Raw genomic sequence first — 17,405 nt, 5'->3', positions numbered from 1 at the left:
ATTCTATTATCGTTATAGTTAAGGTATTTGAAAAAATTCCGCTAAACGCGCGGTCTTTAAGAAAATTAATTCTACAATAAACTCCCGTAAAGATCTTCAATAAAGGCAGAAAAAAATCTAAAAAGGTTGCTTGAGATTTTTAGCAAAAAACGTATAATCCGAGGCGCACTTTTGCTTTTTATTAGGAAAACTGAGATTTATTTGCTCATTTTGCCTATTCTAATTTGACGAACGTTGAATTTATGATTACAATTCCGTTCCTTATTTGATTAATCCTTGTTTTCAAGATTACTGAACAATTTTTGATTTAGGTAAATTACAGTTATGAAACGTACATTTCAACCATCAGTGTTAAAACGTAGTCGTACACACGGTTTCCGTGCTCGTATGGCAACTAAAAACGGCCGCCAAGTTTTAGCTCGTCGTCGTGCTAAAGGTCGTAAATCGTTATCAGCATAATCTTAATCCCTATTGGTGTGATTAAGCTGAATTTTTCGAGGGAGTTACGTTTGTTAACTCCCCTTCATTTTAAATACGTCTTCGAACAGCCGTTCCGTGCTAGTACACCTGAACTTACCATTCTTGCTCGTCCCAATAATCTCGCTCATCCTCGCTTAGGGTTAACTGTCGCGAAAAAGCATTTAAAAAAAGCACATGATCGCAATCGCATCAAACGCTTATGCCGAGAAAGTTTCCGCCTAGCACAGTATAAACTCCCCAATTGCGATTTTGTTATTGTGGCGAAACAGGGAATTGGTAAATTAGACAACAGGACACTCACACAAACATTGGATAAATTATGGCAAAGACACATTCGCTTAGCTCAAAAATCTTGATTGGGTTAATTCGTGTCTATCAAGTTGTCATTAGCCCACTCATTGGCCCCCGTTGTCGTTTCACACCGACATGTTCTTGCTATGGGATTGAAGCAGTAAAAACCCATGGTGCGATAAAAGGGAGTTGGCTTACGCTAAAACGTATATTAAAATGTCATCCTTTAAACGCGGGTGGATACGATCCTGTTCCACCAAAGATCAATAACAAAAAAGAGAAAAAATAATGGACTCAAGACGTAGCCTGTTAGTCATCGCACTACTCTTCATTTCTTTTCTTGTTTATCAGCAATGGCAACTTGACTACCATACGCCAAAACCTGTTGCAACTGAACAAGTAAAAGTATCTTCTGATGTACCTGCAAGTTCTGCTTCTTCATCTTCGGATATTGCAACAACAGCACAAGCACAAGGTCGTATTATCACATTAGAAAATGATGTATTCCGTTTGGAAGTGGATACCTTAGGGGGCGATGTTGTTCATTCTGAATTATTAAAATACGATGCAGAATTAAATTCCAATACCCCGTTTACGTTGTTAACCAACAAAGCAAATCATGTCTATATCGCACAAAGTGGTCTTGTTGGTAAAGACGGTATTGATACCAAAGCGGGACGTGCTAACTATCAGGTTGATGGCGATACGTTTAAATTAGCAGATGAGCAAAATGAACTTGCCGTGCCATTCGTGTTTGAGAAAGACGGCGTGACTTTCCGTAAAATCTTTGTGTTAAAACGTGGTGCTTATGACATTGCGGTAAACTTTGAAATTGATAACCAAAGTGATAAAACTATCGAAGTTGAGCCTTATGGGCAATTACGTCATACTTTAGTTGAAGATACTGGTAACGTCGCGATGCCAACCTATACGGGTGGCGCTTATTCCTCGTCTGAAACCAACTATAAAAAATACAGTTTTGCAGACATGGAAAAAGCCAACTTGTCTATCTCAACCAAAGCTGGCTGGGTCGCTGTATTACAGCACTATTTCGTTTCGGCGTGGATCCCAAATCAAGATGCGGATAATCAGCTTTATAGCTTAACCGATAAATCTAATAATTTGGCTTCGATTGGTTATCGTGGTCCAGTAAGTGCAATTCCTGCTGGTGCCAAAGAAACGATTCGCAGCTCCCTTTGGACTGGACCTAAGTTACAAGATCAAATGGCAACTGTCGCAAACCATTTAGATTTAAGTGTGGACTATGGGTGGGCATGGTTTATTGCTAAACCGCTATTCTGGCTCTTAACCTTTATTCAAAGTATTGTACAAAACTGGGGGCTTGCGATTATTGGTGTGACTTTAGTGGTCAAAGCGATTTTATACCCACTTACTAAAGCACAATACACCTCCATGGCAAAAATGCGTATGTTACAGCCGAAACTGCAAGAAATGCGTGAACGTTTTGGTGAAGATCGTCAACGTATGAGCCAAGAAATGATGAAACTTTATAAAGAAGAGAAAGTCAATCCATTAGGTGGCTGTTTACCTATTCTTCTGCAAATGCCAATTTTCATCGCATTATACTGGACGTTCTTAGAAGCCGTTGAATTACGTCATGCACCATTCTTTGGTTGGATCCAAGACTTATCGGCACAAGACCCGTATTATATCCTGCCGATCTTAATGGGTGCATCGATGTTCTTATTACAGAAAATGTCACCAACGCCAGTGGCAGATCCAACACAACAGAAGATCATGAACTTCATGCCATTAATCTTTATGGTGTTCTTCTTGTGGTTCCCATCAGGCTTGGTATTATACTGGTTAGTGTCTAACTTGATCACTATCGCTCAACAGCAATTGATTTATCGTGGCTTAGAGAAAAAAGGGTTACACTCTCGCCATAAATAATTCAGTTGAATGAACATAAAAGGCATCAAGTTGGTGCCTTTTGTTTTATCAAAGTGCGGTCATTTTTAAGAGAGTTTTTATGAAAGAAACCATTGTTGCACAAGCTACTGCACCGGGACGCGGTGGAATTGGGATTTTACGTGTGTCAGGTCCGAAAGCCGTTGAGGTTGCCCATGCGGTATTAGGTAAATGCCCCAAACCACGTATGGCAGATTATTTGCCCTTTAAAGATAGTGATGGAAATGTGCTCGATCAGGGCATTGCGCTGTACTTCAAAGCCCCTCACTCCTTTACAGGCGAAGATGTGTTGGAATTACAAGGACATGGCGGTCAGGTTGTACTCGATCTGCTATTAAAACGTATTTTACAGCTAGAAGGACTCCGTTTAGCCCGTCCCGGTGAATTTTCAGAACAAGCTTTCTTAAACGATAAATTAGATTTGGCGCAAGCCGAAGCGATTGCTGATTTAATTGATGCCAGTTCAGAGCAAGCCGCTCGCTCGGCATTAAAATCCCTACAAGGTGAATTTTCTAATAAAGTGAATCAGCTCGTTGATAGTGTGATTTACTTACGGACCTATGTGGAAGCGGCAATTGATTTCCCAGATGAAGAAATTGATTTTCTAGCAGACGGTAAAATTGAAGCCCACCTGAATGATATCATTACACAGCTAGACCATGTCCGTTCAGAGGCGAAACAAGGTTCGATTTTGCGTGAAGGGATGAAAGTGGTGATTGCTGGGCGACCAAATGCAGGGAAATCGAGCCTTCTCAATGCGCTAGCTGGGCGTGAAGCGGCAATTGTCACGGATATTGCGGGAACAACCCGTGATGTGCTACGTGAACATATTCATATTGATGGCATGCCACTGCACATTATTGATACAGCCGGTCTGCGAGAGGCTACGGATGAAGTCGAGCGTATTGGAATCGTGCGTGCTTGGAGTGAAATCGAACAAGCTGATCGCATTTTGTTAATGTTAGATAGCACAGAAGCCGATAACCAAGATTTAGAAAAAGTGCGGTCAGAATTTTTAACCAAATTGCCAAGCAATATTCCCGTCACGATTGTACGTAATAAAGCGGATTTAAGTGGTGAAAATGAAGGCATAGTGGAGCAAAATGGTTATACTGTCATTACTCTTTCCGCTAAAACGCAACAAGGGGTTGCGCTATTGCGTGAACATCTCAAACAATCCATGGGTTATCAAACCAATATGGAAGGAGGATTCCTCGCTCGCCGTCGCCATCTTGAAGCACTAGAACAAGCAGCAACGCATTTACAACAAGGTCATGTACAATTAACGCAATTCTATGCTGGCGAATTATTGGCAGAAGAATTACGTCGAGTTCAGAATCATTTAAGTGAAATTACTGGGCAATTTACTTCCGATGATTTACTCGGCAATATTTTCAGTTCTTTCTGTATTGGTAAATAAACAATCCATCACAAAAAAGTGCGGTGATTTTTTAGAAATCACCGCACTTTGTTTAATACCTGATTGTTTGTTTCAATTACATCACAAGCGATGTTTTATAGCCAAAATAAATAGCCTACTGTCGCAATTACAAAGATACAGACAATATTTAATAACACACCTACTCTCACCATTTCACTTTGTCTAATCTCACCTGTACCAAAGACAATCGCATTCGGTGGTGTCGCCACCGGTAGCATAAAGGCACAAGATGCCCCTAAACCGATAATTAACGCAAGTCCAAGTTCTGGCATGCCTAAAGACTGGGCAATGGAAATGAAAATAGGGACTAACAACGCTGCACTGGCTGTATTGGAGGTAAATTCAGTTAAGAAAATAATAAATGCGGCAACCAATAAACCAATCAAATAAAAGTGTCCTCCTTCAATTAAGAAGACAATACCGTCAGCTAAAATCTTACTGGCACCAGAATCGCGTAACACGGCACTTAAAGTCAAGCCACCACCAAACAACATTAAAACGCCCCAATCTGTGTTATCTTGAATTTGTTTCCAGGTTGCCACGCCAGTAGAACAAATCACCACAGCCGCTAATAAGGCGACTACGCTATCAAAGCTCGCCATTTTCTTTTCTAAGCCTAATAAATTCGATAATAGCGGATTAATCTGACTACTAAACACCCAACACAATGCAATTGTGACAAAAATACATAATGTAATAATGCGTGATTTATTCATTTCAATGACTTCAAAATGCTTTTCAAAACGCACATTCAATTTTGGTTTAAATACCAAATACAATGTCCCAATCATGAGCGGCATTAAAATCAACATGATAGGTAAACCATATTGTAACCAATCCGAGAAAGTCAATTTTAATTGTGAAGCAACAATAGCATTCGGCGGGCTGCCCACTAATGTACCCATTCCCCCGATGTTGGCACTATAGGCGATACCTAACAAAATGAACACATAAGTATTATGATTTGCTTCTCTGTCCATTTGGCTTAATACTCCCATGGCTAATGGCAACATCATTGCCGCTGTCGCGGTATTACTCATCCACATAGACAAAAATGCAGTAATAGAAAACAAGTAAATACTGGCCACAAATAATTTGCCTCTCGCTAATGCCATAATTTTATTGGCTATCATGCGATCCAACTTTTGAATATGTAATGCAGTCGCTAATGCAAAACCACCAAAGAAGAGGAAAATCGTTGGATCAGCAAAGGCAGCTAATGCATTCTTCGTGGCGACTAAACCTAATCCAATCGCCAGTAAAGGCACTAATAATGCCGTCACTGTCACATGTAATGCTTCCGTCAACCAGAGCACCGCAATAAAGACTAATAAGGCTAAACCTTTATTGGCTTTAGCATCGAAAGGTAACACATTCAATAAAATAAAAAAGATGACAATATCGAATAAAAAAATAATGGCATTACGATTAAAACCACTTTTTGTTGGTGTTTCGGCGAGATTCATAATGTTATCCTTCTAAATAAACCACGATAAAAAAGGGAAAAATAGCTGTTCAACGTGTGAACAGAACTTTTAGAAAAATTACCATTGTGTTAATAAAAAGCAACACATTTTATATGGATTTGTGAACAAGCGCATAAAAACAATCGCGCAACAAAAAAGTGCAGCGAAAATTTGACTTTTTCAGCTGCACTTTTATGCAATGTCATATCAGCGCAAATTACGCATCATTAAACTCATCTAGCTCTAAAGGCTCTTGCGATAAAATAATACCTGTTAAATCAGCATACACATAATCTTCAGGGAAAAATGTCACACCACCAAAATTGACTGGTACATCAATTTCACCGATGTTCTGTTTATCTGCGCCCACAGGAATAGGGGCTAAGGCGTGTATACCAATGTCCATCTCTTCGAGTTGTTGAATTTGACGAACCGCACCATAAACAATAATGCCTTCCCAACCATTATCGACTGCTAATTGTGCGAGCTCTGCATCGACTAAAGCACGACGTACTGCACCACCACCATCAATCAATAAAACACGACCTTCGCCGTTCTCTTCTAAAATATCTGTAATTAAGCCATTATTTTCAAAGCATTTTACGGTAGTGACTTTGCCATAAAAACGATTTACGCCACCAAAACTTGAAAAAATAGGTTCAACTACATCCACTTGATCAAGATAAATATCACAAAGCTCAGAAGTATCAATGTACATAACATTACCTTATTTTGAAGAAAATTCATTTCGTTAGTATATGCCTATTGCTAGCTGATAAGCAAGCCTAAACTAAATAACAGATTGATAAGTAACGCCAATAAGGACATTTGTGCCAACATCGGGCGTAACTGGAGTGGTGACTTATTTTGATACACAAACAACGCATGTTTGACAAACAAAGGGAGCGCGAAAAGAAAAATAAAGCCTGTCAGTTTTTGCACATAACACAAAGTAAAAATCAAATAACAAAGGATAGCCACCAATAATAAACATGCATGATAAATCCGACCTTTTTCACTGCCTAAACGTACCGCTAAGGTATTTTTACCGACTTGACTATCTTGTTCAATATCTCGTAAATTATTGATATTTAATACTGCACTGGCTAATAAGCCTGAAGCAAACGCCGGTAATAAAATAGCTAAATTGAGCTGCTGGGTTTGTAGGTAATAACTTCCACCAACCCCAAGTAAACCAAAAAATAGCAAGACTGATAAATCGCCCAATCCCATATAGCCATAAGGTTTCGCCCCTACGGTGTAGGTAATTGCAGCAACTACTGCCAATAGCCCCAGTAAACTAAACGCCAATAAATCCGCTAAGGATTGATATGCCACAATAATTAAAATTGCACCAGAACATAGACTCGCCAAGGCGACAACAATTAACCCTTTTTTCAGTTGACTCGCGCTGATCTCACCCTGTTGAATTGCGCGTAAGGGACCAATTCGATCTGCCGTATCCGAGCCTTTTTGGTGATCACCATAATCGTTGGCAAAATTCGAGAGAATTTGTAGCAACACCGTCGTGATTAAACACCATACCGTAATTGTCCAACTGAATTTGCCAGACCAAAAAGCCAATGAAGCACCAGTGATAATAGATGCGATTGCCAATGGCAAGGTTTTTGGTCTTGCTGTTTCCACCCACTTTTTTAATACATTATTTGTCATAAACATCACTTGTTAAAAGAAAAAGCACGATTTTTCACGTACTTTTACGTAAAATACTGAAATCACTTTATTCTACACGAAATCTTCATACGAAGGAAAATATGTCTGACTTATCACTCCAGTTACACGCGATTGGTATTATTCATACCCCTTATAAAGAAAAATTTTCGGTACCGCGTCAGCCCAACTTAGTCCAAGATGGCACAGGGATCCTAGAATTACTCCCCCCTTATAATCAAGCAGAAACGGTCAGAGGATTAGCACAATTTAGTCACCTATGGTTGATTTTTCAATTTGATAGAGTCGCTACAGGAAAATGGCGTCCAACCGTTAGACCACCACGTTTAGGTGGTAATCAACGTGTAGGGGTGTTTGCCTCCCGTTCAACCCATAGACCTAATCCCTTAGGTTTATCGAAAGTGGAATTACGCCGAGTGGAATGTCAAAATGGCAAGGTTCGCCTTCATTTAGGGGCTGTAGATTTAGTCGATGGTACGCCGATTTTTGATATTAAGCCTTATCTTGCTTACGCTGACAGTGAACCTGAGGCAAAATCGGGTTTTGCTCAAGAAAAACCAGAATGTACATTACAAGTCATATTTAGCGAAAAAGGACAGAACGCACTACAAAAAATCGAAAAAAAACGACCGCACTTTAAGCGCTTTATCACAGAGGTAATTGCCCAAGATCCGCGCCCAGCCTATCAAAAGATGCAATCATTAGAACGAGTTTATGGTATTAGACTACATGAATTTAATATTCGTTGGAAAATGGAAGCAACAGAGGAACAGCAAGCACGCATTTTAGATATAGAAGAGGTAGAAAAGAAAAAGTGCGACTAATATGACATTGTCGCACTGCACAGATTATTTCTTAATGATATTTTTTACATCGATATCGGTTTTATTCCACTCTTTATCGACTTTGCCTTGAATAATGATCAAATCATTCGGTTGAATAGTTTGCCCATTCCAAGCACGATCACTGACATCAATACGGATTTCTGAACCTGCTACGTCACGGAAAATAAATTCATCACCATCAATTTGTCTAACAATATAGCCTTCGATAGAAACTGGCATATCATCTTGTGCATTTAATGCAGCTCTCACGCTATTAATACCTGCATTTGGTCCAAAACCACCACCTGCATTATTCGTATTGTTTTGGAAACCACCTTTTGCGACGGCCATACCTGAAATAACTAAAATTGAGGCCAATGCGATTAATTTTTTCATCATCTGTTCCTATATAAATGTTAATAAAAAATTAAGGTTCAAAAAGCTACTTGCCTTTTGATGAGTGTATTAAACAATACAAATATTAAGAAAAACTTAACAACCGTTCAATCGATTGTTTTTTAATCAAAAAAGAACAATTCATTGATTTTCTCTTTTATAATAAACGTCTTTCGCAATATAAATTCAGATAAAAATGCTAAATAAAATAGATAGTTGGCTCATTCAACACCCCCAAACTCAGCATCTCACGGGTATAAAACGATTCAGTATAGAATTTTTATTTTTTGGCTTAAAAGAAATTCGCGCCTGCTTATTTGCGGGTTTATTCTTTATCGCCATGTTTATCACACCAAAAGCAGGTTTCTTAGGGCTACCTCGTTATGATGTACTTCTAATTTTTGCGATTTTACTACAAGTTATCATGTTTTATACAAAATTTGAAACACTAGATGAAATCAAATCCATTACACTATTTCATCTTATTGGCTTCGCACTAGAATTATTTAAAACCTCAAGCAGTATCCAATCTTGGTCCTATCCTGATTTTGCTTACAGTAAAATCTATGGCGTCCCCTTATTTACAGGTTTTATGTATGCTGCAGTGGGTAGTTATATCATTCAAGCTTGGCGTTTATTTGACCTCAAAATTAAAAGTCACCCACCGTATTTTTTATCCACATTAACTGCAATTCTTATTTACCTAAATTTTTTCACTCATCATTATATTGGTGATTATCGCTGGTATTTAGCTGTTTTTGCTTTAGGGTTATATGCGCGTACCATCGTATATTTCACCCCTTACGATAAACCACGGAAAATGCCATTATTGTTTGCATTTATGCTAATAGGTTTCTTTATTTGGCTAGCTGAAAATATGGGAACATTTATTGGCATCTGGCGCTACCCTAATCAAATTGGAGCATGGTCAATGGTACATGTCAGTAAATGGAGTGCATGGGCGCTATTAGTTATCATGACCTTTACTATCGTAGCAAACTTAAAACACATCAAAAAAAGTATTCACGTTTCACGAGACTAATGCGACTAAAAAAAGACCGCGCTTAATCGCACGGTCTTTAAAAATAAGCATGTTCAGCTAGTGAGTGCTAGTACTGGTTGTCGTACGACTTGCACGCTTACGATCGGTTTCCGTTAACAATTTTTTACGGATACGAATCGAGCTTGGTGTCACTTCCACCAACTCATCATCATCAATAAACTCAATCGCTTGTTCTAAACTAAAGCGTACAGGTGGCACTAACACAACGGCTTCATCTTTACCTGAGGCACGCATGTTAGTTAATTTTTTACCTTGCAAACAGTTCACAGTTAAGTCATTTGAACGGCTATGGATACCGATAATTTGCCCTTCATACACTTCGGTACCATGTTCAATCATTAATTTACCACGCTCCTGTAAACTAAATAACGCGTAAGCCAATGCCTTCCCAGTCGCATTAGAAATTAAGACACCATTTTTACGTTGTCCAATTTCACCTAGTTTAATATCATCATAGTGACTAAAACTTGAATAAAGTAAACCAGTACCGGAGGTCATCGTCATAAATTCGCCACGGAAACCAATTAAGCCACGGCTTGGAATGTTATATTCCAAACGGGTACGTCCTTTACCATCTGGCACCATATCACGTACTTCACCTTTACGAATACCGAGTGCTTCCATGACTGAACCTTGATGCTGTTCTTCAATATCAATCGTCACTTGCTCAAATGGCTCTTGCTTACGTCCATCTACTTCTTTATAGATAACACGTGGGCGTGACACAGCCAATTCATAGCCTTCACGACGCATATTCTCGATTAAAACAGAAAGGTGTAATTCACCACGACCCGAAACACGGAAAGCATCTGGATCTTCTGTTTCTTCTACTCGTAATGCCACGTTGTGTACCAATTCTTTATTTAAGCGCTCAAGAATTTGGCGAGACGTCACATATTTCCCTTCTTTACCACAGAAAGGTGAAGTATTGACACAGAAGAACATAGTCACCGTAGGTTCATCAACGCTTAATGCGGGTAAGGCTTCAACATGGTTAATATCGCAAATGGTATCAGAAATATTTAACTCACCTAATCCCGTGATCGCAATAATATCCCCGGCATAAGCACGCTCTGTTTCATAACGTTGCAAACCTAAATGACCGAGTACTTGACCGATTTTACCGGTACGGGTTTTACCTTCGCTATCAATAATGCTCACGGTTTGGTTAGGTTTAACTGAACCACGTTTAATACGTCCGATCCCGATTACCCCAACATAGCTGTTGTAATCTAATTGGGAGATTTGCATTTGGAAAGGTTGCTCAAGTTCCACTTTTGGTGGCTCAACATGTTTCACAATCGCTTCAAATAATGGGGTCATATCTTCTGCTAAATCATCGTGTTCAAGACCCGCAACACCATTTAATGCAGAAGCATAAATAATTGGAAAATCTAACTGCTCATCGGTTGCACCTAAGTTGACAAAAAGATCAAAAACTTGATCCACTACCCAGTCAGGGCGCGCGCCTGGACGGTCAACTTTGTTAATCACCACTATTGGTTTTAAACCGTGGGCAAACGCTTTTTGAGTCACAAAACGCGTTTGTGGCATTGGACCATCAAAAGCATCTACAATTAAAAGTACACAATCTACCATTGACATCACACGTTCCACTTCACCACCGAAGTCTGCGTGTCCTGGGGTGTCTACGATATTAATGCGATAGTCATTCCAATTAATGGCGGTATTCTTAGCTAAAATGGTAATACCACGTTCTTTTTCGATGTCATTAGAGTCCATGACACGCTCATCACTTTCATTACGTGATGCCTCTAATGTGCCGGATTGTTGTAAAAGTTTATCAACGAGGGTAGTTTTACCGTGGTCAACGTGGGCGATAATTGCGATATTACGCAATTTATTGATATCTATTTTATCTGTCATTGAGAAAATCTTATATATTGAAATAGGAAAAAGTTCTTTTTCTGACCGCACTTTTAGCGAAAAAGTGTGTGAAAGGGGCAAGATTATACAACAGATCCTCCCCCTAGAGCCATAAAAACTGCTATTTTTCTTTTAAATAGTGTTTAAGTGCACTCGGTAATTTCAATAAGTCTCTAATCAACCTGACAATCAAGTTAGAATGAAAACGTGATTTCTTAGACACGATGGTCCCTAATTTTTCATATACAAAATGAGGAGGCAACAATATATCATTAATGTAATTTTCTTTTAGTGGCGCAACAAAAGTTGTTTCACAATCATCCTCTACAGTTGGAATAGGAAAATGTTTAGACAAAGGGCTCATTGGTGAAATCGAATAAAAATTAACATGATAATGCTGTTGTAAAAAAGATAATGCTTCCAAATCAATATCTTTACTATGATAAGAAAAGAGTGTTTTTTTCTTTCCGAAAATCAGGCAATAACCTAATAATATTAGGCTTTTTATTATCGAATGCGTAGTTTTCTTCGCTCGCTTGATAAAAATCTATACCAGTTAAGTAAATATCTGTATATCCCATCGCAATAGCAACTGCACACATATATACGCCAGATGTAATTCTTTGATTCTCATATAATTCTTTATAGCGCAGATAAACATCAAAAGCAGTGAGTTTAGATAAATGCTTTTCATATCCGTTGATCACATCAATAAAAAGTGCTTGTATTTTCTGACTCTTTTCTAAATCTACTGTAGGATGATTAAAAGAAGAGAGAATCACATTATCAACAAAATACTCATTGTTTCTCTTGAGATGATAAAGTGTATAATATTGCTCAAGAAAGACCCCTGGCGTGAAGAAAACCGCTTTTATCTTGTTTCCTAAAAAATAGCGTTCTTCAAAATAAAATTGATTACAACGAAACACATCATAATTTTTCGGTAACAACCTATAATCAATTTGACTTAAACTCTCGCCATTCCCTGCAACAATAACGGCTTTCGGTATTTCATGTTCTGCGAACTTATCCATCTCTCCTCCACTAATTTATTAGTGTGCATAATCCATGTATTATACACGAAATAAAGTGTAGGGATATATCCGAAAAACACGAATAAAATACTAGATTTATAGTATAACTTTTATTATACTGAATTATTTTAAATACGCTTCTAACACTAAGGATCCTCTATGTCAGACACCTCCGCTATCGCCAACGTATTCAAGCTGATTGAAGAATACGATATCAAATTTGTTTTACTTCGCTTTACCGATATTAAGGGGAAAGAACACGGTGTTTCGCTTCCTGTTAATCTTGTTGATGAAGATTTATTTGAAGACGGTAAAATGTTCGACGGTTCTTCCGTTGAAGGATGGAAGGCAATCAATAAAGCAGATATGCTCTTGATGCCAATGCCAGAAACAGCTGTGGTTGATCCTTTTGCTCAAATTCCTACCCTTTCCCTCCGTTGCAGTATCTACGAACCCTCTACTATGCAAAGCTACGATCGTGATCCACGTTCTATTGCGATTCGTGCCGAAAACTATATGCGTTCAACGGGAATAGCCGATGAAGCCCTCTTTGGACCTGAACCAGAATTTTTCTTATTTGATGATGTTCGTTTCAATGTCTCGATGAACCGTAGCAGTTATTCTGTTGATGATATTGAGGCTGCGTGGAATACGAATAAAAAATATGAAGACGGTAACAACGCTTATCGTCCACTCAAAAAAGGCGGTTATTGTGCGGTCGCCCCGATTGATAGCGCACATGATATCCGCTCTGAAATGTGCTTAATCTTAGAAGAAATGGGCTTAGTGATTGAAGCACACCACCATGAAGTCGCCACAGCAGGACAAAATGAAATTGCAACGCGCTTTAATACCTTAACCACTAAAGCCGACGAAACCCAAATTTATAAATATGTAGTACAAAACGTCGCCTACGAGCACGGTAAAACTGCCTGCTTTATGCCAAAACCCATCACTGGCGATAACGGCTCCGGCATGCATTGTAATATGTCATTAAGCAAAGACGGCAAAAACGTTTTCCAAGGGGATAAATACGCTGGACTGTCTGAAACCGCACTTTATTATATTGGTGGGATTATTAAACATGCAAAAGCGTTAAATGCGTTCACTAATCCTTCAACCAACTCTTATAAACGCTTAGTGCCGGGCTTTGAAGCACCTGTCCTATTAGCGTATTCTGCAAGTAACCGTTCAGCCTCAATTCGCATCCCTGCGGTCACCAATCCAAAAGCGATTCGTATTGAAGCGCGTTTCCCAGATCCATTGGCTAATCCTTATCTTGCGTTTGCTGCATTATTAATGGCGGGTCTAGACGGGATTATCAATAAAATTCACCCTGGCGATGCGATGGACAAAAACCTGTATGATCTGCCACCAGAAGAACTACAAAATATCCCTGCGGTAGCAAGCTCATTAGAAGAAGCTTTAAATGCATTAGAACAAGATTATGAATTTTTAACCAAAGGAAATGTGTTTACTCAAGCTTTTATTGATGCGTTTATTACAATTAAGCGGAAAGAAGTAGAACGTTTAAATATGACCCCACACCCCGTGGAATTCGAAATGTACTATGCCTAACAAGGCAAAGGCGGATTTTTTATTTTAATCTGAATACAAGGTACCCATTGTATATTCTCTGATTATCCCAGTGGGTTTCCAATTTAATGACAGGAGCGTTTATGCATATAATCAAAACCTTAATCTCTGTTGGCGTAGCATTTTCACTCAGTGCTTGCCTGAGTCTGGAAGGCGTTGAAATAGCGGGCTTAGAAGGAAAATCCTCTGGCACATTAACCAAATATCGTTGTGAAAATGGCTATAAAGCCTCTATAAAACAACGCGATAATGGTGTGGTAAGTATCGCTTTCAATGATGGCAAAGACAGCTATGTCAGCTACTTAAATCATGTGCCTTCCGCTTCGGGAACGCTGTATGTCAATGATAAAAATACTTTAAAATGGCATCAGAAAAATAATATTGCAGTATTTACCTACCCAGATCGCAACTATGCAAAAACGGGGCAATTAATGACAACAAACTGTCATAAGTATTAATCTTATTCACTTATCATTAAAAAAACCAGCAAACGCTGGTTTTTTTATCTATGAATCGTCTTTGAATACAACAGAGACTTTTTCAACAAAACAAAAAACCCAACGTAAGCCGTTGGGTTTTTTCATTCAACTGGATTGTGAATTATTCAGCAACAACAATCACATTGATTGTTGCAAATACTTCACCGTGAAGTTGGAATTTCACTTCGTGATCACCTAAAGTGCGAATCGGGCCTGTAGATAAGCGAACTTCACTTTTTGCTACTTCAACACCTGCAGCCGTTACTGCATCTGCCACATCACGCGTTGTGATTGAACCGAATAAACGACCTTCATCACCTGCTTTAGATGCGATAGTTACAGAACCTAATTCTGCTAATTTCGCAGCGCGTGCTTGTGCCGCAGCTAACACTTCAGCAGCTTTCGCTTCTAACTCAGCACGACGAGCTTCAAAGTACTCGATGTTCGCTTTGGTTGCCATAACTGCTTTACCTTGTGGGATTAAGAAGTTACGTGCAAAACCTGATTTCACATTCACTTGATCACCAATGTTACCAAGGTGAACCACTTTATCTAAAAGAATTACTTGCATTACCGTATCCTCTCTTTAATTACTGATGATTGTCAGTGTACGGAAGTAACGCTAAATAACGTGCACGTTTAATCGCACGCGCTAATTGACGTTGATACTTCGCACGAGTACCGGTAATACGGCTTGGAACAATTTTGCCGCTCTCTGTGATATAGTTCTTTAATGTAGCCACATCTTTATAATCGATTTCTACTACATTTTCCGCTGTGAAACGGCAGAACTTACGACGACGGAAATAACGTGCCATTTGGCTAGTCTCCTAATCTATAAATTCGATTTGCTCGGCATGTAATACTAATTGGCTTAAACCGTTTGCGGTTTTGTGAGAACTAATAAATCCCACCACCAAAAGCTGACTGCCGACCGTAATGCTTTGAGTTTTTTCTCTAAATTGATTGCCACTCATTTGAACTGGCATTTTACACCACGCCTGACGGCTTAATCCGGCTTCTTCTTGTATAGAACGATGCTCTAATACAAATTGGCAATGATAAATGCCATTCGGACTTTGGTGTCGTTTTGGTTGACTCGCGACGATGCCTATCAACGAAAAACGATTATCAATATTTAAATTACTCTTCAGCATCCTCAAAATCGTTGTTTTCAACTTCAGCTAAAGCTTTACGATCGTCTTTTGCTTTAACCATTGGGGACGCTTCTGTTATGGCGTGCTTAGTACGAATGATTACGTTACGAAGAACTGCGTCGTTGTAACGGAAAGTTGTTTCTAGCTCGTCGATGACTTCTTGAGGCGCTTCTACATTCATTAACACATAGTGTGCTTTGTGTAATTTGTTGATTGGGTACGCTAATTGACGACGACCCCAATCTTCTAAGCGATGAACTTGACCGCCAGCTTCTTTTACAGAACCTGTATAACGTTCAATCATGCCTGGTACTTGTTCGCTTTGGTCCGGATGAACCATAAACACGATTTCGTAGTGTCGCATTACTGCTCCTTACGGGTTAATCAGCCTCCGACTGTTAGACCAGCTACCCATCTGCGGAAGCAAGGAACGAAAATTAAATGTAGCTGTAAGGTGGTGAATTATACAGATAATTAGACGTTTTGCAAGACAAAGTGCGGCGTGTTTTTTGAATATTTTTGTTTGTTATTTTTTCAGTAAGCTGAAGTCCAAGTACAACGATTTACTGGCACATTGATAGGGAGTGAATCAAACAAATATCGGCAATATTTGGTAAAAAATCACCGCACTTTTCAATAAGATGAAAAGTGCGGCGTCAGTTTAAAATAGCAGAAAAAAGTGAGTTTACATCCAAGCATTATTGCGGATAATCCCCACAGCAATTCCTTCAATTTCAAAATTAGGCTGCTGGTTTAAATCCACCACAATTGGTGCAAATTCTTCATTTTCGGCATGCAGATAAATCATCGAGCCTTTACGTTCTAAACGTTTGACCGTCACCTCATCCTCAATACGAGCAACGACAATTTGTCCATTACGCACATCTTTGGTGCTATGTACTGCTAACAGATCACCATCTAAAATACCAATGTTTTTCATCGATTGTCCGTAGACTTTCAACAAAAAGTTGGCTTGCGGTTTAAACATATTGGCATCGACTTGATACGTTCCTTCAATATGTTGTTCCGCTAAAATCGGCTCACCTGCGGCAACACGCCCGACTAAAGGTAAGCCTTGGTTTTCATCACTCTCGCTCTCTTCAAGCAATAAACGAATACCACGGGATGTCCCGGAAATAATCTCAATCACGCCTTTACGCGCTAAAGCTTTTAAATGTTCTTCTGCCGCATTCGGTGAGCGAAAACCTAATTCTTTTGAAATTTCTGCCCTTGTTGGCGGCATACCTGTATTTTCTAAATGACGTTTTAACAAGTCATAGACTTCTTGTTGACGCGCGGTCAATGCTTTAAATGGCTTCATGCTTACCCCTGTTTTTTTATACAGAATAACTGTTATTATATACAGAAAGACGTTTGTTGCAATCTTTTCTTCGTAATAGTCAGCCTATCCCGTAAATAACACATTCATATCAATCAATATCTCCCCTCTGATAAGCAAGGACAATCTCGCCATTTCAGCTTTCCTGCATCCAAAAATTAAAACACAAGCTCGACTTTATTAACATCTAACTTCGTTATTGACGATCAACTAAACATTAGCACACAAATCACTTCGACCTGATAAGCGTTTTTCCCCTCTCCTGACTTTTTGTATCAGGTTGGCTTCTCTTCTCTTCATTTCACTTATCGCGCTTGATTATTTTTTT

The 17,405-nt window shown here is 39.0% G+C and carries 19 protein-coding genes and 1 pseudogene; 9 read left to right on the top strand and 11 right to left on the bottom strand.

Annotated features, from left to right (window positions below):
- Positions 1 to 324: 324 nt before the first annotated feature.
- The 5 genes from rpmH (at position 325) to mnmE (ending at position 4,123) form a co-directional block, all read left to right on the top strand.
- Positions 325 to 459, top strand: a complete 135-nt coding sequence (gene rpmH, locus CKV69_RS10650; RefSeq protein WP_005539760.1) for a 50S ribosomal protein L34 — start codon at positions 325 to 327, stop codon at positions 457 to 459.
- 17 nt (positions 460 to 476) lie between these two features.
- On the top strand, positions 477 to 836 hold the full coding sequence (rnpA, locus tag CKV69_RS10645; protein WP_005717538.1) for a ribonuclease P protein component: 360 nt from the start codon (positions 477 to 479) through the stop codon (positions 834 to 836).
- A complete protein-coding gene (gene yidD / locus CKV69_RS10640) occupies positions 800 to 1,060 on the top strand; it encodes a membrane protein insertion efficiency factor YidD (RefSeq protein WP_005717539.1) in 261 nt (86 codons plus the stop codon). Before rnpA ends, yidD begins: the two co-directional genes overlap by 37 nt.
- Complete coding sequence (gene yidC, locus CKV69_RS10635) at positions 1,060 to 2,685, top strand: membrane protein insertase YidC (RefSeq protein WP_015702742.1); 1,626 nt, start codon at positions 1,060 to 1,062, stop codon at positions 2,683 to 2,685. Before yidD ends, yidC begins: the two co-directional genes overlap by 1 nt.
- A gap of 79 nt (positions 2,686 to 2,764) precedes the next feature.
- Complete coding sequence (mnmE, locus tag CKV69_RS10630) at positions 2,765 to 4,123, top strand: tRNA uridine-5-carboxymethylaminomethyl(34) synthesis GTPase MnmE (RefSeq protein WP_005751862.1); 1,359 nt, start codon at positions 2,765 to 2,767, stop codon at positions 4,121 to 4,123.
- A gap of 95 nt (positions 4,124 to 4,218) precedes the next feature.
- On the opposite strand, the gene CKV69_RS10625 is transcribed toward mnmE, so the two are convergent.
- From CKV69_RS10625 to CKV69_RS10615, 3 genes are all read right to left on the bottom strand, one after another.
- Positions 4,219 to 5,610, bottom strand: coding sequence for a DASS family sodium-coupled anion symporter (locus CKV69_RS10625; protein ID WP_005757297.1), 1,392 nt, complete (start codon positions 5,608 to 5,610; stop codon positions 4,219 to 4,221).
- Between the two features lie 217 nt (positions 5,611 to 5,827).
- Positions 5,828 to 6,328, bottom strand: a complete 501-nt coding sequence (gene rraA / locus CKV69_RS10620; protein ID WP_005717542.1) for a ribonuclease E activity regulator RraA — start codon at positions 6,326 to 6,328, stop codon at positions 5,828 to 5,830.
- A gap of 50 nt (positions 6,329 to 6,378) precedes the next feature.
- Positions 6,379 to 7,284 (bottom strand): 1,4-dihydroxy-2-naphthoate polyprenyltransferase, encoded by a 906-nt coding sequence (locus CKV69_RS10615; protein WP_005717543.1) that lies wholly within the window; start codon positions 7,282 to 7,284, stop codon positions 6,379 to 6,381.
- 101 nt (positions 7,285 to 7,385) lie between these two features.
- On the opposite strand from CKV69_RS10615, the gene tsaA reads away from it, so the two are divergent.
- The gene (gene tsaA, locus CKV69_RS10610; RefSeq protein ID WP_015702741.1) at positions 7,386 to 8,126 is read left to right on the top strand and encodes a tRNA (N6-threonylcarbamoyladenosine(37)-N6)-methyltransferase TrmO; all 741 of its coding nucleotides are present in this window, start codon (positions 7,386 to 7,388) and stop codon (positions 8,124 to 8,126) included.
- A 24-nt stretch (positions 8,127 to 8,150) separates the two neighbouring features.
- Here tsaA and CKV69_RS10605 read toward each other — a convergent pair whose 3' ends face one another.
- Positions 8,151 to 8,522 (bottom strand): YgiW/YdeI family stress tolerance OB fold protein, encoded by a 372-nt coding sequence (locus tag CKV69_RS10605; protein WP_015702740.1) that lies wholly within the window; start codon positions 8,520 to 8,522, stop codon positions 8,151 to 8,153.
- A gap of 196 nt (positions 8,523 to 8,718) precedes the next feature.
- Here CKV69_RS10605 and CKV69_RS10600 point away from each other — a divergent pair, with 196 nt between their 5' ends.
- Positions 8,719 to 9,564: a DUF817 domain-containing protein gene (locus tag CKV69_RS10600; protein WP_015702739.1), complete on the top strand. Its 846-nt coding sequence runs from the start codon at positions 8,719 to 8,721 to the stop codon at positions 9,562 to 9,564.
- 57 nt (positions 9,565 to 9,621) lie between these two features.
- Here the strand turns inward: CKV69_RS10600 and typA are convergent, their stop codons facing one another.
- A complete protein-coding gene (typA, locus tag CKV69_RS10595) occupies positions 9,622 to 11,472 on the bottom strand; it encodes a translational GTPase TypA (protein ID WP_015702738.1) in 1,851 nt (616 codons plus the stop codon).
- Positions 11,473 to 11,593: 121 nt separating this feature from the next.
- Positions 11,594 to 12,506 (bottom strand): annotated as a pseudogene (locus CKV69_RS10590) (alpha 2-3-sialyltransferase).
- A gap of 159 nt (positions 12,507 to 12,665) precedes the next feature.
- Between CKV69_RS10590 and glnA the strand changes: the two are divergent.
- Together glnA and CKV69_RS10580 are read left to right on the top strand one after the other, a co-directional pair.
- The gene (gene glnA / locus CKV69_RS10585) at positions 12,666 to 14,084 is read left to right on the top strand and encodes a glutamate--ammonia ligase (RefSeq protein WP_015702736.1); all 1,419 of its coding nucleotides are present in this window, start codon (positions 12,666 to 12,668) and stop codon (positions 14,082 to 14,084) included.
- A 101-nt stretch (positions 14,085 to 14,185) separates the two neighbouring features.
- Positions 14,186 to 14,560 carry an MliC family protein gene (locus tag CKV69_RS10580; RefSeq protein WP_005754707.1) on the top strand — a complete coding sequence of 125 codons (375 nt, stop codon included), beginning with the start codon at positions 14,186 to 14,188 and terminating at the stop codon, positions 14,558 to 14,560.
- A gap of 142 nt (positions 14,561 to 14,702) precedes the next feature.
- Here the strand turns inward: CKV69_RS10580 and rplI are convergent, their stop codons facing one another.
- From rplI to lexA, 5 genes are all read right to left on the bottom strand, one after another.
- Positions 14,703 to 15,152, bottom strand: a complete 450-nt coding sequence (rplI, locus tag CKV69_RS10575; protein ID WP_005723564.1) for a 50S ribosomal protein L9 — start codon at positions 15,150 to 15,152, stop codon at positions 14,703 to 14,705.
- A 19-nt stretch (positions 15,153 to 15,171) separates the two neighbouring features.
- Positions 15,172 to 15,399 (bottom strand): 30S ribosomal protein S18, encoded by a 228-nt coding sequence (gene rpsR / locus CKV69_RS10570; RefSeq protein WP_005717555.1) that lies wholly within the window; start codon positions 15,397 to 15,399, stop codon positions 15,172 to 15,174.
- A gap of 12 nt (positions 15,400 to 15,411) precedes the next feature.
- Positions 15,412 to 15,738: a primosomal replication protein N gene (gene priB, locus CKV69_RS10565; RefSeq protein WP_005717556.1), complete on the bottom strand. Its 327-nt coding sequence runs from the start codon at positions 15,736 to 15,738 to the stop codon at positions 15,412 to 15,414.
- Positions 15,725 to 16,102 (bottom strand): 30S ribosomal protein S6, encoded by a 378-nt coding sequence (rpsF, locus tag CKV69_RS10560; protein ID WP_015702735.1) that lies wholly within the window; start codon positions 16,100 to 16,102, stop codon positions 15,725 to 15,727. The genes priB and rpsF overlap by 14 nt, the downstream gene beginning before the upstream one ends.
- Before the next feature lie 321 nt (positions 16,103 to 16,423).
- A complete protein-coding gene (gene lexA, locus CKV69_RS10555; RefSeq protein WP_005751872.1) occupies positions 16,424 to 17,059 on the bottom strand; it encodes a transcriptional repressor LexA in 636 nt (211 codons plus the stop codon).
- Positions 17,060 to 17,405: the final 346 nt, after the last annotated feature.

This window comes from Pasteurella multocida (genome assembly GCF_900187275.1).
GTDB classification, from domain to species: domain Bacteria; phylum Pseudomonadota; class Gammaproteobacteria; order Enterobacterales; family Pasteurellaceae; genus Pasteurella; species Pasteurella multocida.
This window is presented reverse-complemented; position numbering and strand designations above follow the sequence as displayed.

Excerpts from the sequence above, each read along its gene's own strand:
- rpmH (WP_005539760.1), top strand. The coding sequence starts at position 325 with ATGAAACGTACATTTCAACCATCAGTGTTAAAACGTAGTCGTACACAC.
- yidD (WP_005717539.1), top strand. The coding sequence starts at position 800 with ATGGCAAAGACACATTCGCTTAGCTCAAAAATCTTGATTGGGTTAATT.
- yidC (WP_015702742.1), top strand. The coding sequence starts at position 1,060 with ATGGACTCAAGACGTAGCCTGTTAGTCATCGCACTACTCTTCATTTCT.
- mnmE (WP_005751862.1), top strand. The coding sequence starts at position 2,765 with ATGAAAGAAACCATTGTTGCACAAGCTACTGCACCGGGACGCGGTGGA.
- CKV69_RS10625 (WP_005757297.1), bottom strand. The coding sequence starts at position 5,610 with ATGAATCTCGCCGAAACACCAACAAAAAGTGGTTTTAATCGTAATGCC.
- rraA (WP_005717542.1), bottom strand. The coding sequence starts at position 6,328 with ATGTACATTGATACTTCTGAGCTTTGTGATATTTATCTTGATCAAGTG.
- CKV69_RS10615 (WP_005717543.1), bottom strand. The coding sequence starts at position 7,284 with ATGACAAATAATGTATTAAAAAAGTGGGTGGAAACAGCAAGACCAAAA.
- tsaA (WP_015702741.1), top strand. The coding sequence starts at position 7,386 with ATGTCTGACTTATCACTCCAGTTACACGCGATTGGTATTATTCATACC.
- CKV69_RS10605 (WP_015702740.1), bottom strand. The coding sequence starts at position 8,522 with ATGAAAAAATTAATCGCATTGGCCTCAATTTTAGTTATTTCAGGTATG.
- CKV69_RS10600 (WP_015702739.1), top strand. The coding sequence starts at position 8,719 with ATGCTAAATAAAATAGATAGTTGGCTCATTCAACACCCCCAAACTCAG.
- typA (WP_015702738.1), bottom strand. The coding sequence starts at position 11,472 with ATGACAGATAAAATAGATATCAATAAATTGCGTAATATCGCAATTATC.
- glnA (WP_015702736.1), top strand. The coding sequence starts at position 12,666 with ATGTCAGACACCTCCGCTATCGCCAACGTATTCAAGCTGATTGAAGAA.
- CKV69_RS10580 (WP_005754707.1), top strand. The coding sequence starts at position 14,186 with ATGCATATAATCAAAACCTTAATCTCTGTTGGCGTAGCATTTTCACTC.
- rplI (WP_005723564.1), bottom strand. The coding sequence starts at position 15,152 with ATGCAAGTAATTCTTTTAGATAAAGTGGTTCACCTTGGTAACATTGGT.
- rpsR (WP_005717555.1), bottom strand. The coding sequence starts at position 15,399 with ATGGCACGTTATTTCCGTCGTCGTAAGTTCTGCCGTTTCACAGCGGAA.
- priB (WP_005717556.1), bottom strand. The coding sequence starts at position 15,738 with ATGCTGAAGAGTAATTTAAATATTGATAATCGTTTTTCGTTGATAGGC.
- rpsF (WP_015702735.1), bottom strand. The coding sequence starts at position 16,102 with ATGCGACACTACGAAATCGTGTTTATGGTTCATCCGGACCAAAGCGAA.
- lexA (WP_005751872.1), bottom strand. The coding sequence starts at position 17,059 with ATGAAGCCATTTAAAGCATTGACCGCGCGTCAACAAGAAGTCTATGAC.